This window comes from Sphingomonas phyllosphaerae (assembly GCF_036946485.1).
GTDB lineage: Bacteria > Pseudomonadota > Alphaproteobacteria > Sphingomonadales > Sphingomonadaceae > Sphingomonas > Sphingomonas phyllosphaerae_E.
In genome coordinates this window covers 47,759-63,501 of the sequence record NZ_JAQIJA010000001.1, presented here as the reverse complement: position 1 = coordinate 63,501, position 15,743 = coordinate 47,759, and the positions used below count along the sequence as shown (strand labels likewise).

At 69.0% G+C, this 15,743-nt stretch carries 16 protein-coding genes; 7 read left to right on the top strand and 9 right to left on the bottom strand.

What is annotated here, in order from left to right; genetic code table 11:
- Positions 1-3 precede the first annotated feature (3 nt).
- Positions 4-648 carry a hypothetical protein gene (locus PGN16_RS00295; RefSeq protein ID WP_335307433.1) on the bottom strand — a complete coding sequence of 215 codons (645 nt, stop codon included), beginning with the start codon at positions 646-648 and terminating at the stop codon, positions 4-6.
- 256 nt (positions 649-904) lie between these two features.
- On the opposite strand from PGN16_RS00295, the gene PGN16_RS00290 reads away from it, so the two are divergent.
- Together PGN16_RS00290 and PGN16_RS00285 are read left to right on the top strand one after the other, a co-directional pair.
- Positions 905-1,567, top strand: coding sequence for a response regulator transcription factor (locus PGN16_RS00290; protein WP_335307432.1), 663 nt, complete (start codon positions 905-907; stop codon positions 1,565-1,567).
- Positions 1,564-2,889, top strand: a complete 1,326-nt coding sequence (locus tag PGN16_RS00285; RefSeq protein ID WP_335307431.1) for a HAMP domain-containing sensor histidine kinase — start codon at positions 1,564-1,566, stop codon at positions 2,887-2,889. Before PGN16_RS00290 ends, PGN16_RS00285 begins: the two co-directional genes overlap by 4 nt.
- 85 nt (positions 2,890-2,974) lie before the next feature.
- On the opposite strand, the gene asd is transcribed toward PGN16_RS00285, so the two are convergent.
- Positions 2,975-3,829, bottom strand: coding sequence for an archaetidylserine decarboxylase (gene asd / locus PGN16_RS00280; protein ID WP_335307430.1), 855 nt, complete (start codon positions 3,827-3,829; stop codon positions 2,975-2,977).
- 38 nt (positions 3,830-3,867) lie between these two features.
- Here asd and PGN16_RS00275 point away from each other — a divergent pair, with 38 nt between their 5' ends.
- Positions 3,868-5,526 (top strand): aminotransferase class III-fold pyridoxal phosphate-dependent enzyme, encoded by a 1,659-nt coding sequence (locus PGN16_RS00275; RefSeq protein WP_335307429.1) that lies wholly within the window; start codon positions 3,868-3,870, stop codon positions 5,524-5,526.
- A 98-nt stretch (positions 5,527-5,624) separates the two neighbouring features.
- Here PGN16_RS00275 and PGN16_RS00270 read toward each other — a convergent pair whose 3' ends face one another.
- Positions 5,625-6,272: a hypothetical protein gene (locus PGN16_RS00270; protein ID WP_335307428.1), complete on the bottom strand. Its 648-nt coding sequence runs from the start codon at positions 6,270-6,272 to the stop codon at positions 5,625-5,627.
- A complete protein-coding gene (locus tag PGN16_RS00265; RefSeq protein WP_335307427.1) occupies positions 6,269-6,901 on the bottom strand; it encodes a class I SAM-dependent methyltransferase in 633 nt (210 codons plus the stop codon). Before PGN16_RS00265 ends, PGN16_RS00270 begins: the two co-directional genes overlap by 4 nt.
- A 250-nt stretch (positions 6,902-7,151) precedes the next feature.
- Here PGN16_RS00265 and PGN16_RS00260 point away from each other — a divergent pair, with 250 nt between their 5' ends.
- On the top strand, positions 7,152-7,532 hold the full coding sequence (locus PGN16_RS00260) for a hypothetical protein (RefSeq protein WP_335307426.1): 381 nt from the start codon (positions 7,152-7,154) through the stop codon (positions 7,530-7,532).
- Between the two features lie 130 nt (positions 7,533-7,662).
- Here the strand turns inward: PGN16_RS00260 and ald are convergent, their stop codons facing one another.
- A complete protein-coding gene (gene ald, locus PGN16_RS00255) occupies positions 7,663-8,751 on the bottom strand; it encodes an alanine dehydrogenase (RefSeq protein ID WP_335307425.1) in 1,089 nt (362 codons plus the stop codon).
- Between the two features lie 110 nt (positions 8,752-8,861).
- Between ald and PGN16_RS00250 the strand changes: the two genes are divergently transcribed.
- On the top strand, positions 8,862-9,344 hold the full coding sequence (locus PGN16_RS00250; protein WP_335307424.1) for an Lrp/AsnC family transcriptional regulator: 483 nt from the start codon (positions 8,862-8,864) through the stop codon (positions 9,342-9,344).
- A 195-nt stretch (positions 9,345-9,539) separates the two neighbouring features.
- Complete coding sequence (locus PGN16_RS00245; RefSeq protein ID WP_335307423.1) at positions 9,540-10,985, top strand: methyl-accepting chemotaxis protein; 1,446 nt, start codon at positions 9,540-9,542, stop codon at positions 10,983-10,985.
- Between the two features lie 202 nt (positions 10,986-11,187).
- Here the strand turns inward: PGN16_RS00245 and PGN16_RS00240 are convergent, their stop codons facing one another.
- Both PGN16_RS00240 and PGN16_RS00235 read right to left on the bottom strand, forming a co-directional pair.
- Positions 11,188-12,183, bottom strand: a complete 996-nt coding sequence (locus PGN16_RS00240) for a Gfo/Idh/MocA family protein (RefSeq protein ID WP_335307422.1) — start codon at positions 12,181-12,183, stop codon at positions 11,188-11,190.
- 283 nt (positions 12,184-12,466) lie between these two features.
- Positions 12,467-13,420, bottom strand: coding sequence for an MDR/zinc-dependent alcohol dehydrogenase-like family protein (locus tag PGN16_RS00235; protein WP_335307421.1), 954 nt, complete (start codon positions 13,418-13,420; stop codon positions 12,467-12,469).
- 38 nt (positions 13,421-13,458) lie between these two features.
- Here PGN16_RS00235 and PGN16_RS00230 point away from each other — a divergent pair, with 38 nt between their 5' ends.
- Positions 13,459-13,968 carry a DUF1003 domain-containing protein gene (locus PGN16_RS00230; protein WP_335307420.1) on the top strand — a complete coding sequence of 170 codons (510 nt, stop codon included), beginning with the start codon at positions 13,459-13,461 and terminating at the stop codon, positions 13,966-13,968.
- Here PGN16_RS00230 and PGN16_RS00225 read toward each other — a convergent pair.
- Entirely contained in the window at positions 13,943-14,860 is a 918-nt protein-coding gene (locus PGN16_RS00225; protein WP_335307419.1) for a glycosyl hydrolase, read from the bottom strand. The two genes, PGN16_RS00230 and PGN16_RS00225, sit on opposite strands and share 26 nt — an antisense overlap.
- On the bottom strand, positions 14,857-15,645 hold the full coding sequence (locus PGN16_RS00220; RefSeq protein WP_335307418.1) for a TIGR04290 family methyltransferase: 789 nt from the start codon (positions 15,643-15,645) through the stop codon (positions 14,857-14,859). The genes PGN16_RS00225 and PGN16_RS00220 overlap by 4 nt, the downstream gene beginning before the upstream one ends.
- Between the last annotated feature and the right edge of the window lie 98 nt (positions 15,646-15,743).

The following is a 15,743-nucleotide window of genomic DNA, read 5'->3' as shown; positions in this document are numbered from 1 at the left end:
CGATCACGCGCGCGGAGCGACCGGCGCGGGCGGCACCTGCCCGTTCACCGGTGGCGGCGGCGGCGCGCCGGCGCCCGGTGCGGGAGGAGGCGGTGGAGTACCAGCGCCCGGTGCAGGCGGGGCCGGCGGCGCGCCAGCGCCCGGCGGCGGAGGCGGCGGGGGCGCGCCCGCACCCGGCGGCGGAGGCGGCGGCGCACCGGCTCCAGGCGGCGGAGGCGGCGGTGCGCCGGCCCCCGGAGCCGGCGGGGGCGGCGGGGGCGGCGGCGCACCGACCTCGCGCACCCCGCCCTGATCGGCGAGGAAGCGCGCGCGCAACTGGCCATCGTCGAAGCGGCCCTGCACCAGCACCGGCGCGCCCTTGGTCAACGTGCCCGCGCCCGGCCCGGCGTCGACCAGCGTGCGCCCGCTGGCATCCTCGACCAGAAAGCGCGTGCCATAGACACCCGCGACGCGCCCACGCACCGTCACGATGCCGCTGGTAGCGGGCAGTTTGGCGATTGCGGTCGGCACGGTCGGCGCCATCTCCACGCTCGGCCGCGTCAGCTGCACCGCGCCCGCGCCGCCCGCGGCACCCATCGCCAGCAAGGCGGCACCGCCGAGCGCGACCCGCTGGCCGCGCGACAGATGCGGGATCATCGAAGCCTTCATCACTCACTCCTCTTCGGGTTGATGAGCGACGTTTAGGCGCGCCCCCTGCCACCCGCGCTGAACCGGATCGTTCAGTTTCGGTTTAAGCGATCGGCATAGGGGCGGAAGACAGCAGGAAGCACCTGCACCTCCCCGTCGCCCCGGACTTGATCCGGGGCCCCGCTTTCAGCGACGGTGGCAAGAAGCGGGATCCCGGATCAAGTCCGGGATGACCAAAGGGAAGATGGTTCACGCGACGCACGAAGGAAGGGGCACGATGCGTATCCTGCTGGTCGAGGACGACCGCGATCTCGGACCGGCGATCGCGCGCGCGCTGCGCGAGGAGAATTTCGCGGTCGACCTCGCCACCAATGGCGTCGACGCCGCGCATCTCGGCGAAACCGAGCGCTTCGACGCCGCGGTGCTCGACCTCGGCCTGCCGGGGCGCGACGGCATTTCGGTGCTCAAGGCGTGGCGCGACGCGCACCGCGACCTGCCGGTGCTGATCCTCACCGCGCGCGACGGCTGGTCGGACAAGGTTGCCGGGTTCAAGGCGGGTGCCGACGACTTCCTCGTCAAACCGTTCCGCGTCGAGGAACTGGTGATGCGGCTCCGCGCGCTCATGCGCCGCGCCGCCGGTCATGCGCAGGCGTTGCTGACGTGCGGGCCACTGTCGTTCGATTCGCAGACCGGGGTGTTCGAGCGCGACGGCCTGCCGCTCAAGCTGACCGCCTTCGAATGGCGCGTGCTGTCGCAGCTGATGCTCCATCGCAACGCGGTGATCGAGCGGCTCGACCTGCTCGAGCGCGTGTACGAAGGCGACGCCGATGTCGATTCGAACAGCCTCGAGGTGATCGTCGGGCGGCTGCGCAAGAAGATCGGCGCGACGCTGATCGAGACGGTGCGCGGGCGCGGCTACCGGCTGGTGTGCCCGGCATGATCCGCTGGGTGCCGCGCTCGCTCCAGGCACGGATGCTGCTGGTGTCGGCGGTCGCGACATCGCTCGCGCTGGTGCTGGCGGGCGCGGTGATGGCGGGCCTGCTCGGTAGGTTCGTCACCGAGGGGCTCGACCGCCGGCTCGACGCGCAATTGCTGGTGCTCGCCTCGGTCGTCGACGGCGAGGGGCGTGTCGACCGCGCGCGACTGACGCAGCGCGTCGCGGCGTTCGGCAGCGATCCCGGCTGGCAATGGCGGATCGCGGGCCCGGACGGCGCGATCGGCGCCGCCGACGTCCCGACCCCGCCCGCCGGACCGCCGACGCCGCCGGCGCCCCCCGCCCCGCCCGCTCCGCCCGGCCCGCGGCCGGTCGAGGCGAAAGCGGCGGACGGCGGTGCGCTCCACGCCCGCACGATCACGCTTACCACCCGCCGCGGCGACGTGACGCTAACCGCCGCCGCGCCGCGCGACGTGATCGCGCGCCCGATCGAGGGGGCGCTCGCGCCGTTGCTGATGGCGCTCGCGGGTGTCGCGGCGCTGCTGACCGCGGCGTTGCTCGTCCAGCTGCGCGTCGCGCTGCGGCCGCTGCGCCGGTTGCGCGAGCAGGTCGCGGCGATCCGTACCGGCATGCGTGAGCGCGTCGACGAAGACCAGCCCGCCGAACTGGCGCCGTTGGCGAGCGAACTCAACGCACTCGCCACCGATAGCCAAGCGGCGCTGGCGAGCGCGCGCGCCTCCGCCGCCAATCTCGCCCATGCGCTCAAGACCCCGGTCGCGGCGCTGGCGATCGACCTGCGCGACCAGCCGCGCCTCGCCGCGACGGTGGCGCGGATCGACCGCACGATCCGCCACCATCTCGCCCGCGCCCGCGCCGCCGCGGTCAACCGCCGCGTCGCCACACCCCTCGCGCCTGCGGTCGCGGACATCGCCGCGGTGGTGGAGCGGCTCCGCGACGGCCCCCCGCTGACGATCGGGCGCGCGATCGCGGAAGATCTCGCGGTCGCGGTCGATGCGCAGGACCTCGACGAACTGCTCGGCAATCTGCTCGACAATGCCGCGCGCCATGCCACGTCGCGGATCAGCGTGGTCGCACGGCGTGACGGGCGCAGCGTCGCGTTAACGATTGCCGACGACGGCCCCGGCATCCCCGCCGACGCCCGCGCGCAGGTGCTGCAACCCGGCACGCGGCTCGACGAGCGCGGCGATGGTCACGGCTTCGGGTTGCCGATCGTCGCGGAGCTTGCGGCGCTCTACGGCGGCGCAGTGACGCTGGCGGAAAATGCGCCGCATGGCCTCTTGGTGACGCTGACGTTGCCGGCGGCCTGACTCGTCATTGCGAGCGTAGCGAAGCAATCCAGTGCCGGACCAGGACGCCCTGGATTGCTTCGCTACGCTCGCAAGGACGAACCGCTCACCATTCAGCGATCGCCTCTCCAGCGCGGATCGGCTGCCCCTCCTGCAACCCCTCACGCAGCCGCGCTCCACCGGGCAGGAACATCACGATCGTCGAGCCATGCTCGAAGCACCCCATTTCCGCGCCCTTGGTCACCGCGACATCGCACGCACGCCGCCCCGGCCCGTGCTCCCGCAACGTCCGCTCGGTATCGAGGAAGGTCAGCCGGATGCTCGCCACGAGGATCGCCGCGACCGGCACCAGCAACAGTTCGCGCCCGCCCGTCCCGCGCGCCTCGATCACCGCGCGCTCGTTACGGCAGAACAGCCGCTCGACGCGGCGCAGCGCGATCGGGTTGACGTTCCAGCAATCGCCCGACTGATAGGTCACCGCCTCGACCGTCAGGTCGGCGGGCGCGTGGAAGCGGTGGTACATCCCCGCGGTCAGCCGCAGCGTCACGAACCACCCGTCCGCGAAGCGCGCCGCCAGCGCCGCATCCGGCACCAGCTCGGCCAGCCGGTACGGAAACCCCTTCACCTGATAGACTTGCCCGTTCTCCACCCGCCCATGCGCGCCGACGATCGCGTCGCACGGGCTCGCCACCACCGCGTCGCCCTCCGCGAACACGCGCGCCCCGTCGCGCAGCCGCCGGATGAACCCGTCGCGCAGGCTCGCGAAGCGCGTCGTCTCGGCGTCGCGCAGGTCGACGTCGCAGAAAAACCGCCACGCCGCCAGCGCCGGCTTCGCGACCAAAGGATGCTCGATCGCGGCGATCCGCCCGACCATCTTCGTCGCCCAGCGCCGCGGCAAGCGGTTGGTCAGCAGGAAATTGAGGTCCTCCTGCATCAGCACGCGCATCAGTCCGGCTCGCATTGTCACACCTGCGTCATCGCGGCGCGCGTAGTGGCGCCATGGAGAAAAAGACCCTCGCCGCCGTCGCCGGGCTCGTCGCCGGCACCCTGTTCGCCGCCACCAAGGGCCGCGAGCGGCTCGCGCTGTCGCGCGCCAAGCATCCCGGCCCCGGCGGGCACGTCCGCATGGCCAAGCGGATCGCCGGGCAGATCCCTTATTACGCGCACGTCGACGACCGCTTCTTCCGCGCCGACGGCTGCGACGCCGATGTCGCCGCCCGCCGCCGTGCCGGGTTCGAGCGACTCGCCGCACTCTATGCCGAACGCTTCCCGCAGACGCTCGCGCTGACCGCCGAGACACGCGAAGGGCTGTCCGACCTGCAATTCACCGGCCGCTACCGCGTGCCCTTCCCGTTCGCGGCGACGGTGCGCGAACATCTGCCGGTCGGCGCGTTCATGGCGCGCGCGGACGGCGCGTGGCTGACCGATCTCGATGGCAACCGCTTCATCGACCTGACCGGCAGCTATGGCGTCAACCTGTTCGGCAACGACTTCTACAAGGCGACGATGCGAGAAGCGCTCGACACCGCCGAGCCGCTCGGCGGCGTGCTGGGCAGCTATCACCCGGTCGTCGCCGACAACGTCCGCCGGTTGCGCGCTTTGTCGGGGCTGGACGAGGTGTCGTTCCACATGTCGGGCACCGAGGCGGTGATGCAGGCGGTGCGGCTGGCGCGCTATCACACCGGCAGGCGCCGGCTGGTGCGGTTCGCGGGCGCGTATCACGGCTGGTGGGGCGACGTGCAGCCGGGCATCGGCAACCCGGTTCCCGCCGACCACACGCTGACGCTCGCCGACCAGTCCGAACAGACGCTCGCGGTGCTCGCCCGGCGCAAGGACATCGCCTGCGTGCTGGTCAATCCGTTGCAGGCGCTTCATCCCAACGCCGGCGCACCGTCCGACAGCCAGCTGGTCGACAGCGCGCGCACGGCCGGCGCAGACCTGCCCGCGTACATCGCGTGGCTGCGCCGGCTCGCCGAGACCTGCCGCGCCAACGGCATCGTGCTGATTGTCGATGAAGTCTTCATGGGCTTCCGCCTCGCACCGGGCAGCGTCGCGCGCGCCTGGGGCATCGACCCGGACATGATCGTGTGGGGCAAGACGCTCGGCGGCGGGTTGCCGATCGGCGTGCTGACCGGCCGCGCGGCGCTGATGAAACGCTGGCGCGACGATCGTCCGGTCGACATCTGCTTCGCGCGCGGCACGTTCAACGCGCACCCCTATGTCATGGCCGCAACCGACGCCTTCCTGCGCCGGCTCGACACGCCGGAAGTCGCCGCATTGTATGACGGCATGACCGAGCGCTGGACCGCTCGCGCCGCGCAGCTCAACGCCTTGCTCGAAGCGGCGGGATTGCCGCTCTCGATCGCGCATCTCGCGACGGTATGGACGATCCTCTACATTCGCCCGTCGCGCTATAACTGGATGCTGCAATATTACCTCCGCGCCGAGGGGCTGGCGTTGTCGTGGGTCGGCACCGGGCGGCTGATCTTCAGCCTCGACATCGACGATGCGCTGTTCGAACAGATCGCCGCGCGGATCGTCGCAGCTGGGAAAGCGATGCTGGCGGACGGCTGGTGGGACGGGCCGGTCGCGACCAACAAACAATTGAAGCGGCAGGCGTTGAAGGAGTCGCTGACGGCGCGCTTGCGGGGTGGGTGACAGGCATTTCCGTCGTTGCGAGCGTAGCGAAGCAATCCAGGGCGTCCTGGTCCGGCCCTGGATTGCTTCGCTACGCTCGCAATGACGCTAAAGCCGCCTCACGCCGCGGCGTGCGTGTCGTCGCTGCGCCCGTGCTTCAGCAACCGCGCCGGCGCGGTGCGGTACAGGCGGAAGTCGCTGAACGGATCGGTGACGATCTTGGTCGCCCAGACGATCCCGGTCTCCAGATCGCGCTCGATCCACAATTGCCCGACCCGGAACAGGATCGCCGCCACGCCGAAGAACAGCCACCCGAAGCCGACGTGCCGCAGGAAGTCCATCGCCCCCTCCGGCCGCTCCAGCAACCCGAACAATGTCGGGAACAGCGCCAGCACCACCGGGATCGCCAGCCACAACCCCATCAGCACATATTTGCGCATCAGATTGTAGCCGACCTTCACCTCTTCCTTATATTCGTGGCTGACGCCATTCTCCTCGTCGTAATCCTTCGGCTCGAAGAAGAAATGGCCGGCCTGCCGGCTGGTCATCGCGACGCCCCATGCCAGCAGGCTCGCCAACGCGGCGTCGACGAACAGCAACGCATAAGCGGTGATGAACGTGCACGCGCTGACGAAATGCAGGCTCTGGTTAATCAGATCGTGATGATAATAACGATGATCGTCCCAGCGCTGCTCCTTCAATTGCGCGCGGAACCCGGGATTGCCCTGCTCATCCTCGAAACGGAGCTTGCGAAGCGACGGCATCATGCCTTCTCCTTGGCGATGCGGACCAGCGAGAAATGTCCGAAAGGCGGGATCGCGCGGCGCTCGGTCAGCGACACGTCGCTGCGCGTCGCGATCCAGTCGGTGTAGAGCGCGAACGGGAAATCGGTGCGGAAGCCCAGCCGCTCGGTGATCGGCATCAGTGCGCGTTCGATCCCGCCGCGCAGCCCCTGCTCGGCGCCGACCCGCGTCGTGATGACGATCTCGCCGCCGGGCCGGCAGACGCGCGCGAATTCATCCAGCGCCCGCCGCGGGTTGGCGACCGCGCTCACCACATATTGCGCCACGACGACGTCGAACGACTCGTCCGCGAAATCCAGCGCCTCGGCGTCTCCCACGCGGATCGCGTCGACGTTCGGCAGGTTCAGCCGCCGCGTGCGGGCACGCGCCTTGTCCAGCATGTCCTCCGAAATGTCGACGCCGGTCACGCGGCTGGTGGTGGCATATTGCGGCAGCGAGATGCCGGTGCCCACCCCAACCTCGAGGATGCGCCCGCCGATCCGGTCCGCAGCGCGGATCGCCGCCGCGCGCCCCTGCCGAAACACCGGTCCGAACACCAGATCGTACACCGGAGCCCACCGATCATAGGCCAGCGCCACGCCGGCCGTCGTCATCGTCGCTGTCATTCCCGCCGCTTACCTTCGCTGAGGAGCCCGCATGGGCCTTGGGATGGCGACCCTTGTGCGACGGCGAGGTGTCAGCGTGACGACGATTGGGTGACGGCGGCCGTCATCGAAGCGAAATGATAGTGACACATCCGCCAGACGAACCTTTATCTTTGAACTTGATCTGCATCACGGACCCAAGTGCAGCGGCCTCTCGTTCGCCGCGCGGGACTTTTCTCCCACGAAAGGAAAATCGCCGATGGCCGTGAAATTCGCCGGAACCATGAACGCGATCAATCGCGGGCTTGACGAAACCAAGCCCGCCAAGGGCGTCGACATGATCGAGGACTGGGAGGCTGCGCTCGCCGACATCGACACGCCCGGCGCGAAGGGCATCCTGCGCGACCTCGCGTCGCTGCGCAAACAGCTCGAAAAGGACGAACCCGACGCCGACCGCGTCCATGCGTTGCTCCACCGGCTCGGCGCGGCGACCACCAAGATCGCCGACAAGGCCGAGAAATCGCAGGACAAGCTCAAGGCGCTCGGCGAAGCACTGACCGAGGCGGGCGAAGAGGAACACGACGAGGAGGAGGACGCCGCAGCGGCCGCTGCCCCGAAGCGCGCACGCAAGAAGAAGTGATGTCGACGGAGGGCGGCAAACGGGCTGCCCTCCGTCGTCGCCCCGGACTTGATCCGGGGCCCCGCTTCTTTCCAAACTGACGAGAAGAAGCGGGGTCCCGGGTCAAGCCCGGGACGACGATCAAAGCGTGCTATCCAGCTACGCCCAGCGCTTCGGCGACCACCTTGTTGACGATCTTGCCGCCGCGCACGTTGACGCCCGCCATCAGGCCCGCATCCGCCTCGGCCGCGGCATAGCCGCGATCGGCCAGCGCCAATCCATAGGGCAGCGTCGCATTGTTGAGCGCGTGGCTCGACGTCAGCGGCACCGCGCCCGGCATGTTCGCGACGCAATAATGGATCACGCCGTCGACCTCATAGGTCGGCTCGGCATGGGTGGTCGCATGGCTGGTCTCGAAGCAGCCGCCCTGATCGATCGCGACATCGACCAGCACCGCGCGCGGCTTCATCAGCTTGAGCATCGGGCGCGTCACCAGCTTCGGCGCCGAGGCGCCCGGGATCAGCACCGCGCCGATCACCGCATCGGCCTCCGAAATCTCGTGCTCGATCGACTCCAGCGTCGACACGCGCGTCCGCACCCGACCTTGAAACAGCTCGTCCAGCTCGCGCAGCCGCGGGATCGAGCGGTCGATGATCGTCACCTCTGCGCCGAGCCCGACCGCCATCCGTGCGGCGTGCGTGCCGACCACGCCGCCACCCAGCACGACGATCCGCGCCGGCTGCACGCCCGGCACGCCGCCGATCAGCACGCCGCGCCCACCGTTGACCGCCTTCAGCGCGGTCCCCGCCGCCTCGATCGACAGCCGTCCCGCAACCTCGCTCATCGGGGCGAGCAGCGGCAGGTGGCCGCGCGCGTCGACCACCGTCTCATAGGCGACCGCGGTCACGCCCGACGCCTGCAAGCCCTTCGCCTGCTCGGGATCGGGGGCGAGGTGCAGGTAGGTGAACAGGATCTGGTCCTCGCGAAGCTGCACCCATTCGCCCGGCTGCGGCTCCTTGACCTTCACGACCATCTGCGCGGTCGCGAACACTTCCTCGGCGGTGTCGACGATCCCCGCCCCGGCGGCGCGATAGGCGTCGTCATCGGCGGCGATCCCGGCGCCAGCGCCGGTCTGGACGATCACCTCATGGCCATGCGCGACATATTCGCGCACCGCGCCGGGGGTCAGGCCGACACGATATTCGTGGTTCTTGATTTCCTTGGGCACGCCGATGCGCATGGGTCCATCTCCTTGTTTGGCGCCAGCATAGCGCGGGGCCGGCGGTGAAACCGGGCGAACTGCACGGTCCGGGGGTGACGTGACGCCGGATTCCTGCATGATCATCCGCCATGACGCAGAAAGACCCCGCACTGGACCGAATCGACCGCCGTCTGATCGCGCTCTTGCTCGACAATGCCCGCGCAACCGCCTTCACCCTTGCGGAGGCGATCGGCCGGTCGGCGACCGCCGTCGCACGGCGACAGCGCGCGCTGGAGGAAGCGGGGATCATTACCGGCTATGCCGCCCGGCTCGATCTCGCCCGGCTCGGTTGCCAGGCGACCGTTCACATCAAGATGACGCTGGAAAGCCAGCGGATCGACGTGCTGGACGCCTTCGAGACCGCGATCGTGGCCAGTCCGTCGGTCGTACGCTGCGAGCTGATGTCGGGCAGCTATGATTATCTCGTGACGGTAAGGGCCCGGGATCTGGGGCATTTCGCGCAAATCCACCGCGACGAGCTATCGCGCCTGCCCGGCGTGACGCAGATGGAAAGCGGGTTCGTGCTGAAAGAAGTCGTCGCCCCCCGCCTGCCGCCGGCCTTGCTTGAATAAGTAGATCTCGGTGATCGAATTTCTTTGCCAGCAACAGCAAACATTTGAAACATGGCAAAGTTCCATCATGGATCGTGTTACAGGTTTGTTGCTTGCCCGCATCCGTTAACTTCACCTTCAACAAATCCCGCCAGTTCTCCGCCAGCTAATCTCCATTGGTAGAGATGCTCGGGATAGGGTGCGGAGAACATAAGAATGATCCAGTGGTTTCAACGGGATGCACCGATACGCGTGAAGTTCGCCGTGCTGGCGGCGCTCTATGGCAGCCTCTCCGCGCTATCGCTGGGCACCACGATCGGCGCGGCAAGTGGTACGCTGCCGGCGACGCTCGCGATCGGGCTGGCCGCCACGATCGTGGTCGTCGTGCTCGTGATCGCGCTGACGTCGCGCAAGCTGATCTGCGACCCCTATGTCAGCACGGTGCTGCGCATGGAGCGGCTGGCCGCCAACGATCTCGGCTCGCCGATCGCCTTTACCGAATTCCGCGATTGCGTCGGCCGGATGGCGCGCGCGATGCATGTGTTCCAGCGCAATGGCAAGGCGTTGGCCGAGGCGGCGGCGACGCAACAGGCGGTGGTCGACGCGCTGGGCGGCGGACTCAGCCGGCTTGCCGACAACGACCTGAGTTTCACGATCGATATGCCGTTCACGCCCGAATATGACGCGCTGCGCGTCAACTTCAACCGCGCGATGGCGGCGGTGTCGAACACGATCGCGGCCGTCGCGGCGGCCAGCAACGGCATCAACAGCGGTGCGGCGGACATCCGCCAGGCGTCGGACGATCTGTCGCAGCGCACCGAACAGCAGGCCGCCTCGCTGGAGGAAACCGCCGCGGCGATGGACGAGATCACCACCACCGTGCGCGAAACCGCCGCCGGTGCCCGGCGCGCCAACGATGCGGTCGGCGATGCGCGTGCCGAGGCGGAAAGCTCGGGCGACGTCGTGCGCCGCGCGGTCGATGCGATGGGCGGGATCGAGCGTGCCTCGTCGGAGATCAGCGAGATCATCAGCGTCATCGACGGCATCGCCTTCCAGACCAACCTGCTTGCGCTCAACGCCGGTGTCGAGGCGGCGCGTGCGGGCGACGCGGGCAAGGGCTTCGCGGTCGTCGCCTCTGAGGTCCGCGCGCTGGCGCAGCGCTCCGCGGATGCCGCCAAGGACGTGAAGACCAAGATCCTCGCCTCCTCGGAGCAGGTCGAGGCGGGCGTGACGCTGGTCAGCGAGACCGGCAAGGCGCTTCAGCGCATCATCACGCGCATCGGCGAGATCAGCACGCTCGTCTCGACGATCGCGCAATCGGCCGAGCATCAGGCGACGGGCTTGCAGCAGGTGAACACCGCCGTGTCGGAGATGGACGGCGTCACGCAACAGAATGCCGCGATGGTCGAGGAAGCCACCGCCGCCGCGCGCAGCCTCGCCGAGGAAGCGACGCGTCTCACCACCGAAGTCGCCCGCTTCCGCACCGCGAACGGGCAACGCCCGGTGCTCGCCGCGAGCGCCCCGGCCGCCGCGTCGATCCACGACCTGCAGGCGCGCGCGGCACAGGCCGGCCGCGACCTAGCCCGCACCGCCCGCCGCCCGGTCACCGGCACGCGCGGAACCGCGCTGGCGGTGGCGGACGAGGAGTGGTCGGAGTTTTAGGTCGCCGGGCGGCCCGTCGCATCCCGCGACGGGCCCCGCCCAAGACCGGCCGGCGGGGCGCCACCCCGACCGACGACGCGGCTTCGCCGCGGCGAACCCCGCCATTCCCGCGTAGGCGCAACTCCAGACGCGCAGGTCGTCGTTTGATCCGCGACGTCAGCGCTTCCGGCTTCCCGCCTGCGCGTGAATGACGGGGGTGGCCCTACCCCCGCCCCGCCGCATAGATCGCGTCGAGCACCCGCGCGGTCGCGACATGGTCCTCCGCCGCGGCGTCGAACCGCGCGCCGGCCGCGAGCCGTTCCGCCCAGTCGACCGCCGCACGCCCGCCCCAGTCGTCGGGCGGCACCGCCAACGTCTCGCGCGCGGTGCCGCGGAAATGCTCGGCGGTGAAATCGTAGAACGAGCCGCCGACGTTGCGCAGCGCCGCCCCGCCCTCGGTGCCGTAGAAGGCCGCTTCGATCACCGCATCCTGCCCGGCGTGGAGCCGCCACGAACAGGCCAGCCGAACGATCACGCCATTGTCGAGCCGCACGGTCGCAGCGGCATAATCCTCGACCGCTTCGGCCGCGACCGGTGCGCCCGCGGCATAGAGCGCGGCCTCGACCCGCTCGGCCGTCGAGCCCGGATTGAGCCACAAGGCGAGATCGGCAAGGTGGATGCCGAGATCCATGACGCAACCGCCGCCGGATTGCGCGCGGTCATAGAACCACGGCTTGTCGGGACCATAAGCGTTGTGGAAGGTCAGATCGATCGCGAACACGCGCCCCAGCGCCCCGCTGCGCACCAGCGGCGCGATCGCGCGCATCCCGGCGGTATGGCGATAGGACAGGTCGACCCCCAGCAACCGGTCCGCCCGCCGCGCCGCCGCGACCACCGCTTCATTCTCGACGGCGTCGCGCCCGAGCGGCTTCTGGCAGAACACCGCCACCCCCGCCTCCAGCGCGGCGATCGACTGCGCGGCGTGCAGCGCGCTCGGGCTGGCGATCACCACCCCGTCGAGCCCGAGCGTCAGCATCTCGTCCAGCGACGCGCACACCTGCGCACCGGGCGCGTCCTGCGAGGCGGCAGCGACCATCTCCGCCGAAGGATCGCTTATCGCGACCGCCTCGACCGCGCCGCTGGCGACCATCGCCGCCATCCGGTGGCGCCCGATCCAGCCGGTGCCGAGAAAGCCGATGCGGGGTTTGGCGTCAGTCATGCCTCGTCTGTCCTTCATCTACTTTGGTCGCTTGCGCGTCATCGGCTTCCAATGCGGCTCGACCGTCAAAACTCCCATGCGGCGCGGGCAATGGTCCGAGCCGCACAATCCCTCATTCGTCGCCCCGGACTTGATCCGGGGTCCCGCTTCCTTTTGGCGACCGAAGGAAGAAGCGGGATCCCGAATCAAGTCCGGGATGACGGGAGAGAACAGGTGATCGGTGGATGTCGATCGGTCCTGAACGCCCTCGCGCGCGGGGTGACGGCCGCGAAGCGGCCCCGTCTCAGAACGTCACCACCGCCTTCACGAAGCCGGCGGGCTTGTCGCGCGTCGCGGCGACCGCCTCGTTCAGCTCCGTCAGCGAGAAGCGGTGCGTCAGCAGCGCCGCCAGATCAACACGCCCGCCAGCCACCGCCGCCACCGCCTCGTTGAGCCCGCGCAGATTCACCCGCGGATCGCGTTCGTGCGCGTTGATCACGTCGATGCCCTTCCAGTTCCAGTCCTGCATGTTCACCTGCCGCGGCCCGTCCTGATGATAGCCCGCCACCACCAGCCGCCCGCCGAACCCGACGATCGCCGAGGCGAGGTCGAGCGGCCATTGCTTGCCGACCGCCTCGATGACGCGCTCACACAACGCCTCGCCGGTCAGTTGCTTGACGCGTTCGATGATCGCCCAGTGATCGTCCATCGCGATCGTCTCGGCCGCACCGTTCGCGCGCGCCAGCGCCAGCGATTCCTCGCGCCGCGAGATGGCGATCACCCGCGCCCCCGCGTCACTCGCCAATTTCGTCAGCACCGCGCCGAGAAAGCCGATCCCGACGATCGCCACCGTCTGTCCGGGCAGCACGTCGGCGCGGCGGAAGATGTTCATCGCGCATGCCAGCGGCTCGCCCGGAAACGCCTGCCCGTCGAGCGCGACCGGCAGCCGCACCAGCTGGTCGACCGACGCCACGTCATAGGGCGCGAAGCTGTGCCCCGACAGCATCGTCACCCGCTCGCCGATCGCGACATCGGTGACGCCCTCGCCCAGCGCATCGACGACGCCCCAACCCTCATGCCCCATCCCGCCGGCCTCGCTGGGATAGGTCGACCACGGCTGCCCTTCCCACGGCTCGACGTTCGACGCGCACACGCCGCAGCCTTCGAGCCGCACGCGCACCTCGCCCGCCCCCGGCTGCGGCACCGGCGCTTCGCGCACCTCGAACCGCCCCGGCGCGACCAGCACCGCGGCCGGCATCATGCTTCCATTACCCTGCGACAATCGTTCGACTTCCCATGAATGAACCGCGTGATCTCAACGGCGCGCTCGCCGACAACATCCATCGCCTTGCCGAGCGCCAGCGCCGCGTCGAGGCGGACGCCCCGTGGTCGGAGCGGCTGGCGGCGCGGATCACCGCCTTCACCGGCTCGATGACCTTCGTCGCGCTGCACCTGACGTTTTTCGGCGGCTGGATCGTGTGGAACCTGTGGCTGTCGCCGAAGTTCGACCCGACCTTCGTCGTGCTGGCGATGATCGCGTCGGTAGAGGCGATCTTCCTGTCCACCTTCGTCCTCATCAGCCAGAACCGCATGGCCGCGCAGGCGCAGGCACGCGCCGACCTCGACCTCCACATCAACCTGCTCGCCGAGCACGAACTGTCGCGGCTCACCGCGCTGGTCCGGCAGATTGCCGAGCGGGTCGGCGTCGAACCGCCCGTCGACACCGCCGAGATCGAGCGCGACGTCCGCGCCGAGGACGTGCTCGACACGCTCGACCGGGTTACGCCACCGCCTTCTGGCTCGTGACTGCGGCGGGCGCATAGCGGTCGATCATCCACGCGCAGAAATCCGCGAACGCCTGCGGATCGCGCGCCGCGCTGGTATGATGCGGCTGGATGCCGAGATGCTCCGGCGTGAAGCAGAAGGTGACGGTGGTGTCGAACTCGGCGAGCGCCTCCATCTGCCGGTCGAACCAGTCGGTCGCGTTCGGCCGGAAGCTGTCGGCCCAGCTCAGCCCGGTGCGCAGCTTCTTCGTGCCCAGCCGCTTCATCCACATGACCGCGTCGTCGAGCCGCGGGTCCTCGAAATGGAACCATTGCATCAGCCCCATCTCGGACGCGACCTTGGCATAGCTGTCGAGCGACGGCTTGGGGGTGCCGTCCTCGCGGATCAGCCCCATGTAGAAATGCCGGTAATAGCTCGACCCTTCCGCCTCGCGGTGGCGGGTGGTCGCGCCCCATTCCTGCGGCAGGTCGAACAGCGAATACCAATAGATGCGCGGCACGCGCCCGATCAGCAGCTCGGCGGTCTTCTCGACCCCGAACACCTGCACCTCCTCGGCGCCGAACGAGCCGACGCCGACCTCGGTCACCCACACCGGCTTGTCGGTCACCGCCTCGATCTCGGCGATCTTGGCGGGCCAGTCGTGGATCGACCACAAATTCCAGTCGAGCGGGAAGCCATGCACCGCGATCACGTCGACCGCGTCGAGGCAGCCATGCCCCTCCAGCCGCTTCACCCACAAGGGATCGATCGGCGACATGCCGCCCAGCACGCGCGTCACCGCCGGATTGACCGCCGCGATCGACGCGCCGGCGCGCTTGACGGTGTCGGCGAACAGCGACCAGTCGGGGTCGACCTCCGGATCCCAGTGCGACTTGTTGTTCGGCTCGTTCCAGATCATCGCGGCTTCGATCACGCGCGCACTCCCCCCTTGGATGGATAGACCGCCGCCGGTCCGTGCTCGGCGAAGGGCACGTCGCTGATGCGGCAGAGATAGACGTCGTCCTGCGGATGCGCGGTCACCGTGAAGCCGGCGGCGCGCAGCATCGCTTCCGAACAGGCGCGGTTCGGCGCCCACCAATTTGTCCAGTCGCCCGCGAACTTGCGCTCGATGAAATGCAGCTTCGGATAGTCGCGGTCGTCGAAGTAGTCGGGCGGCGTCCAGGTGCCGGGCACGTAGAAGGGATGATCCTCCGGCACCTGCGCCTCGTCCTTCGAGCCCTGCTGCATCGTCTGGAACAACATCAGATCGCCCGCGACATGTTCGCGGATCAAGTCGAGCGCGAGCAGCGGATGTCGCAGATGGTAGAGCACCCCCATGAAGATCACGAGATCGAACCGCTCGCCGAGCTGCGCGACGTCATAGACCGACAGGTTGCGGAATTCGACGCTGTCTGCGAACCCCAGCACCTCGCTCGCCAGCCGCGCCTGCGCCAGATAGCGGTCGTCGGAATCGATCCCCACCACCCGCGCCGCACCGCGCCGCTTCATCTCGACCGAATAGAAACCGGCGTTGCAGCCGATGTCGAGCACCGTCTTGCCGGTCAGATCCTCGGGCAGGCAGACGCCGAATTCGGCGAATTTGTTGGCCGGATAGTCGAGCAGGAAATGATCGGGCGCGGTCTGCAGCCCGCCGGGCAAATGGATGTTATGAAACCAGGGGGCGAGCTCCGCGACCCGCGCACGCACATCTTCCGTCATCAATCCCCCGTAACCCGTTGGCAGCATCAACCATCCTCCGGCGGCGACGTTCCATGATCTTGATCTCGCTCAACTTAATATCAGGGAACCATCGCCGG

What these genes read in the sequence shown, in the direction of transcription:
- PGN16_RS00295 (WP_335307433.1), bottom strand. Translation starts at nt 648, where the DNA reads ATGAAGGCTTCGATGATCCCGCATCTGTCGCGCGGCCAGCGGGTCGCG.
- PGN16_RS00290 (WP_335307432.1), top strand. Translation starts at nt 905, where the DNA reads ATGCGTATCCTGCTGGTCGAGGACGACCGCGATCTCGGACCGGCGATC.
- PGN16_RS00285 (WP_335307431.1), top strand. Translation starts at nt 1,564, where the DNA reads ATGATCCGCTGGGTGCCGCGCTCGCTCCAGGCACGGATGCTGCTGGTG.
- asd (WP_335307430.1), bottom strand. Translation starts at nt 3,829, where the DNA reads ATGCGAGCCGGACTGATGCGCGTGCTGATGCAGGAGGACCTCAATTTC.
- PGN16_RS00275 (WP_335307429.1), top strand. Translation starts at nt 3,868, where the DNA reads ATGGAGAAAAAGACCCTCGCCGCCGTCGCCGGGCTCGTCGCCGGCACC.
- PGN16_RS00270 (WP_335307428.1), bottom strand. Translation starts at nt 6,272, where the DNA reads ATGATGCCGTCGCTTCGCAAGCTCCGTTTCGAGGATGAGCAGGGCAAT.
- PGN16_RS00265 (WP_335307427.1), bottom strand. Translation starts at nt 6,901, where the DNA reads ATGACGACGGCCGGCGTGGCGCTGGCCTATGATCGGTGGGCTCCGGTG.
- PGN16_RS00260 (WP_335307426.1), top strand. Translation starts at nt 7,152, where the DNA reads ATGGCCGTGAAATTCGCCGGAACCATGAACGCGATCAATCGCGGGCTT.
- ald (WP_335307425.1), bottom strand. Translation starts at nt 8,751, where the DNA reads ATGCGCATCGGCGTGCCCAAGGAAATCAAGAACCACGAATATCGTGTC.
- PGN16_RS00250 (WP_335307424.1), top strand. Translation starts at nt 8,862, where the DNA reads ATGACGCAGAAAGACCCCGCACTGGACCGAATCGACCGCCGTCTGATC.
- PGN16_RS00245 (WP_335307423.1), top strand. Translation starts at nt 9,540, where the DNA reads ATGATCCAGTGGTTTCAACGGGATGCACCGATACGCGTGAAGTTCGCC.
- PGN16_RS00240 (WP_335307422.1), bottom strand. Translation starts at nt 12,183, where the DNA reads ATGACTGACGCCAAACCCCGCATCGGCTTTCTCGGCACCGGCTGGATC.
- PGN16_RS00235 (WP_335307421.1), bottom strand. Translation starts at nt 13,420, where the DNA reads ATGCCGGCCGCGGTGCTGGTCGCGCCGGGGCGGTTCGAGGTGCGCGAA.
- PGN16_RS00230 (WP_335307420.1), top strand. Translation starts at nt 13,459, where the DNA reads ATGAATGAACCGCGTGATCTCAACGGCGCGCTCGCCGACAACATCCAT.
- PGN16_RS00220 (WP_335307418.1), bottom strand. Translation starts at nt 15,645, where the DNA reads ATGACGGAAGATGTGCGTGCGCGGGTCGCGGAGCTCGCCCCCTGGTTT.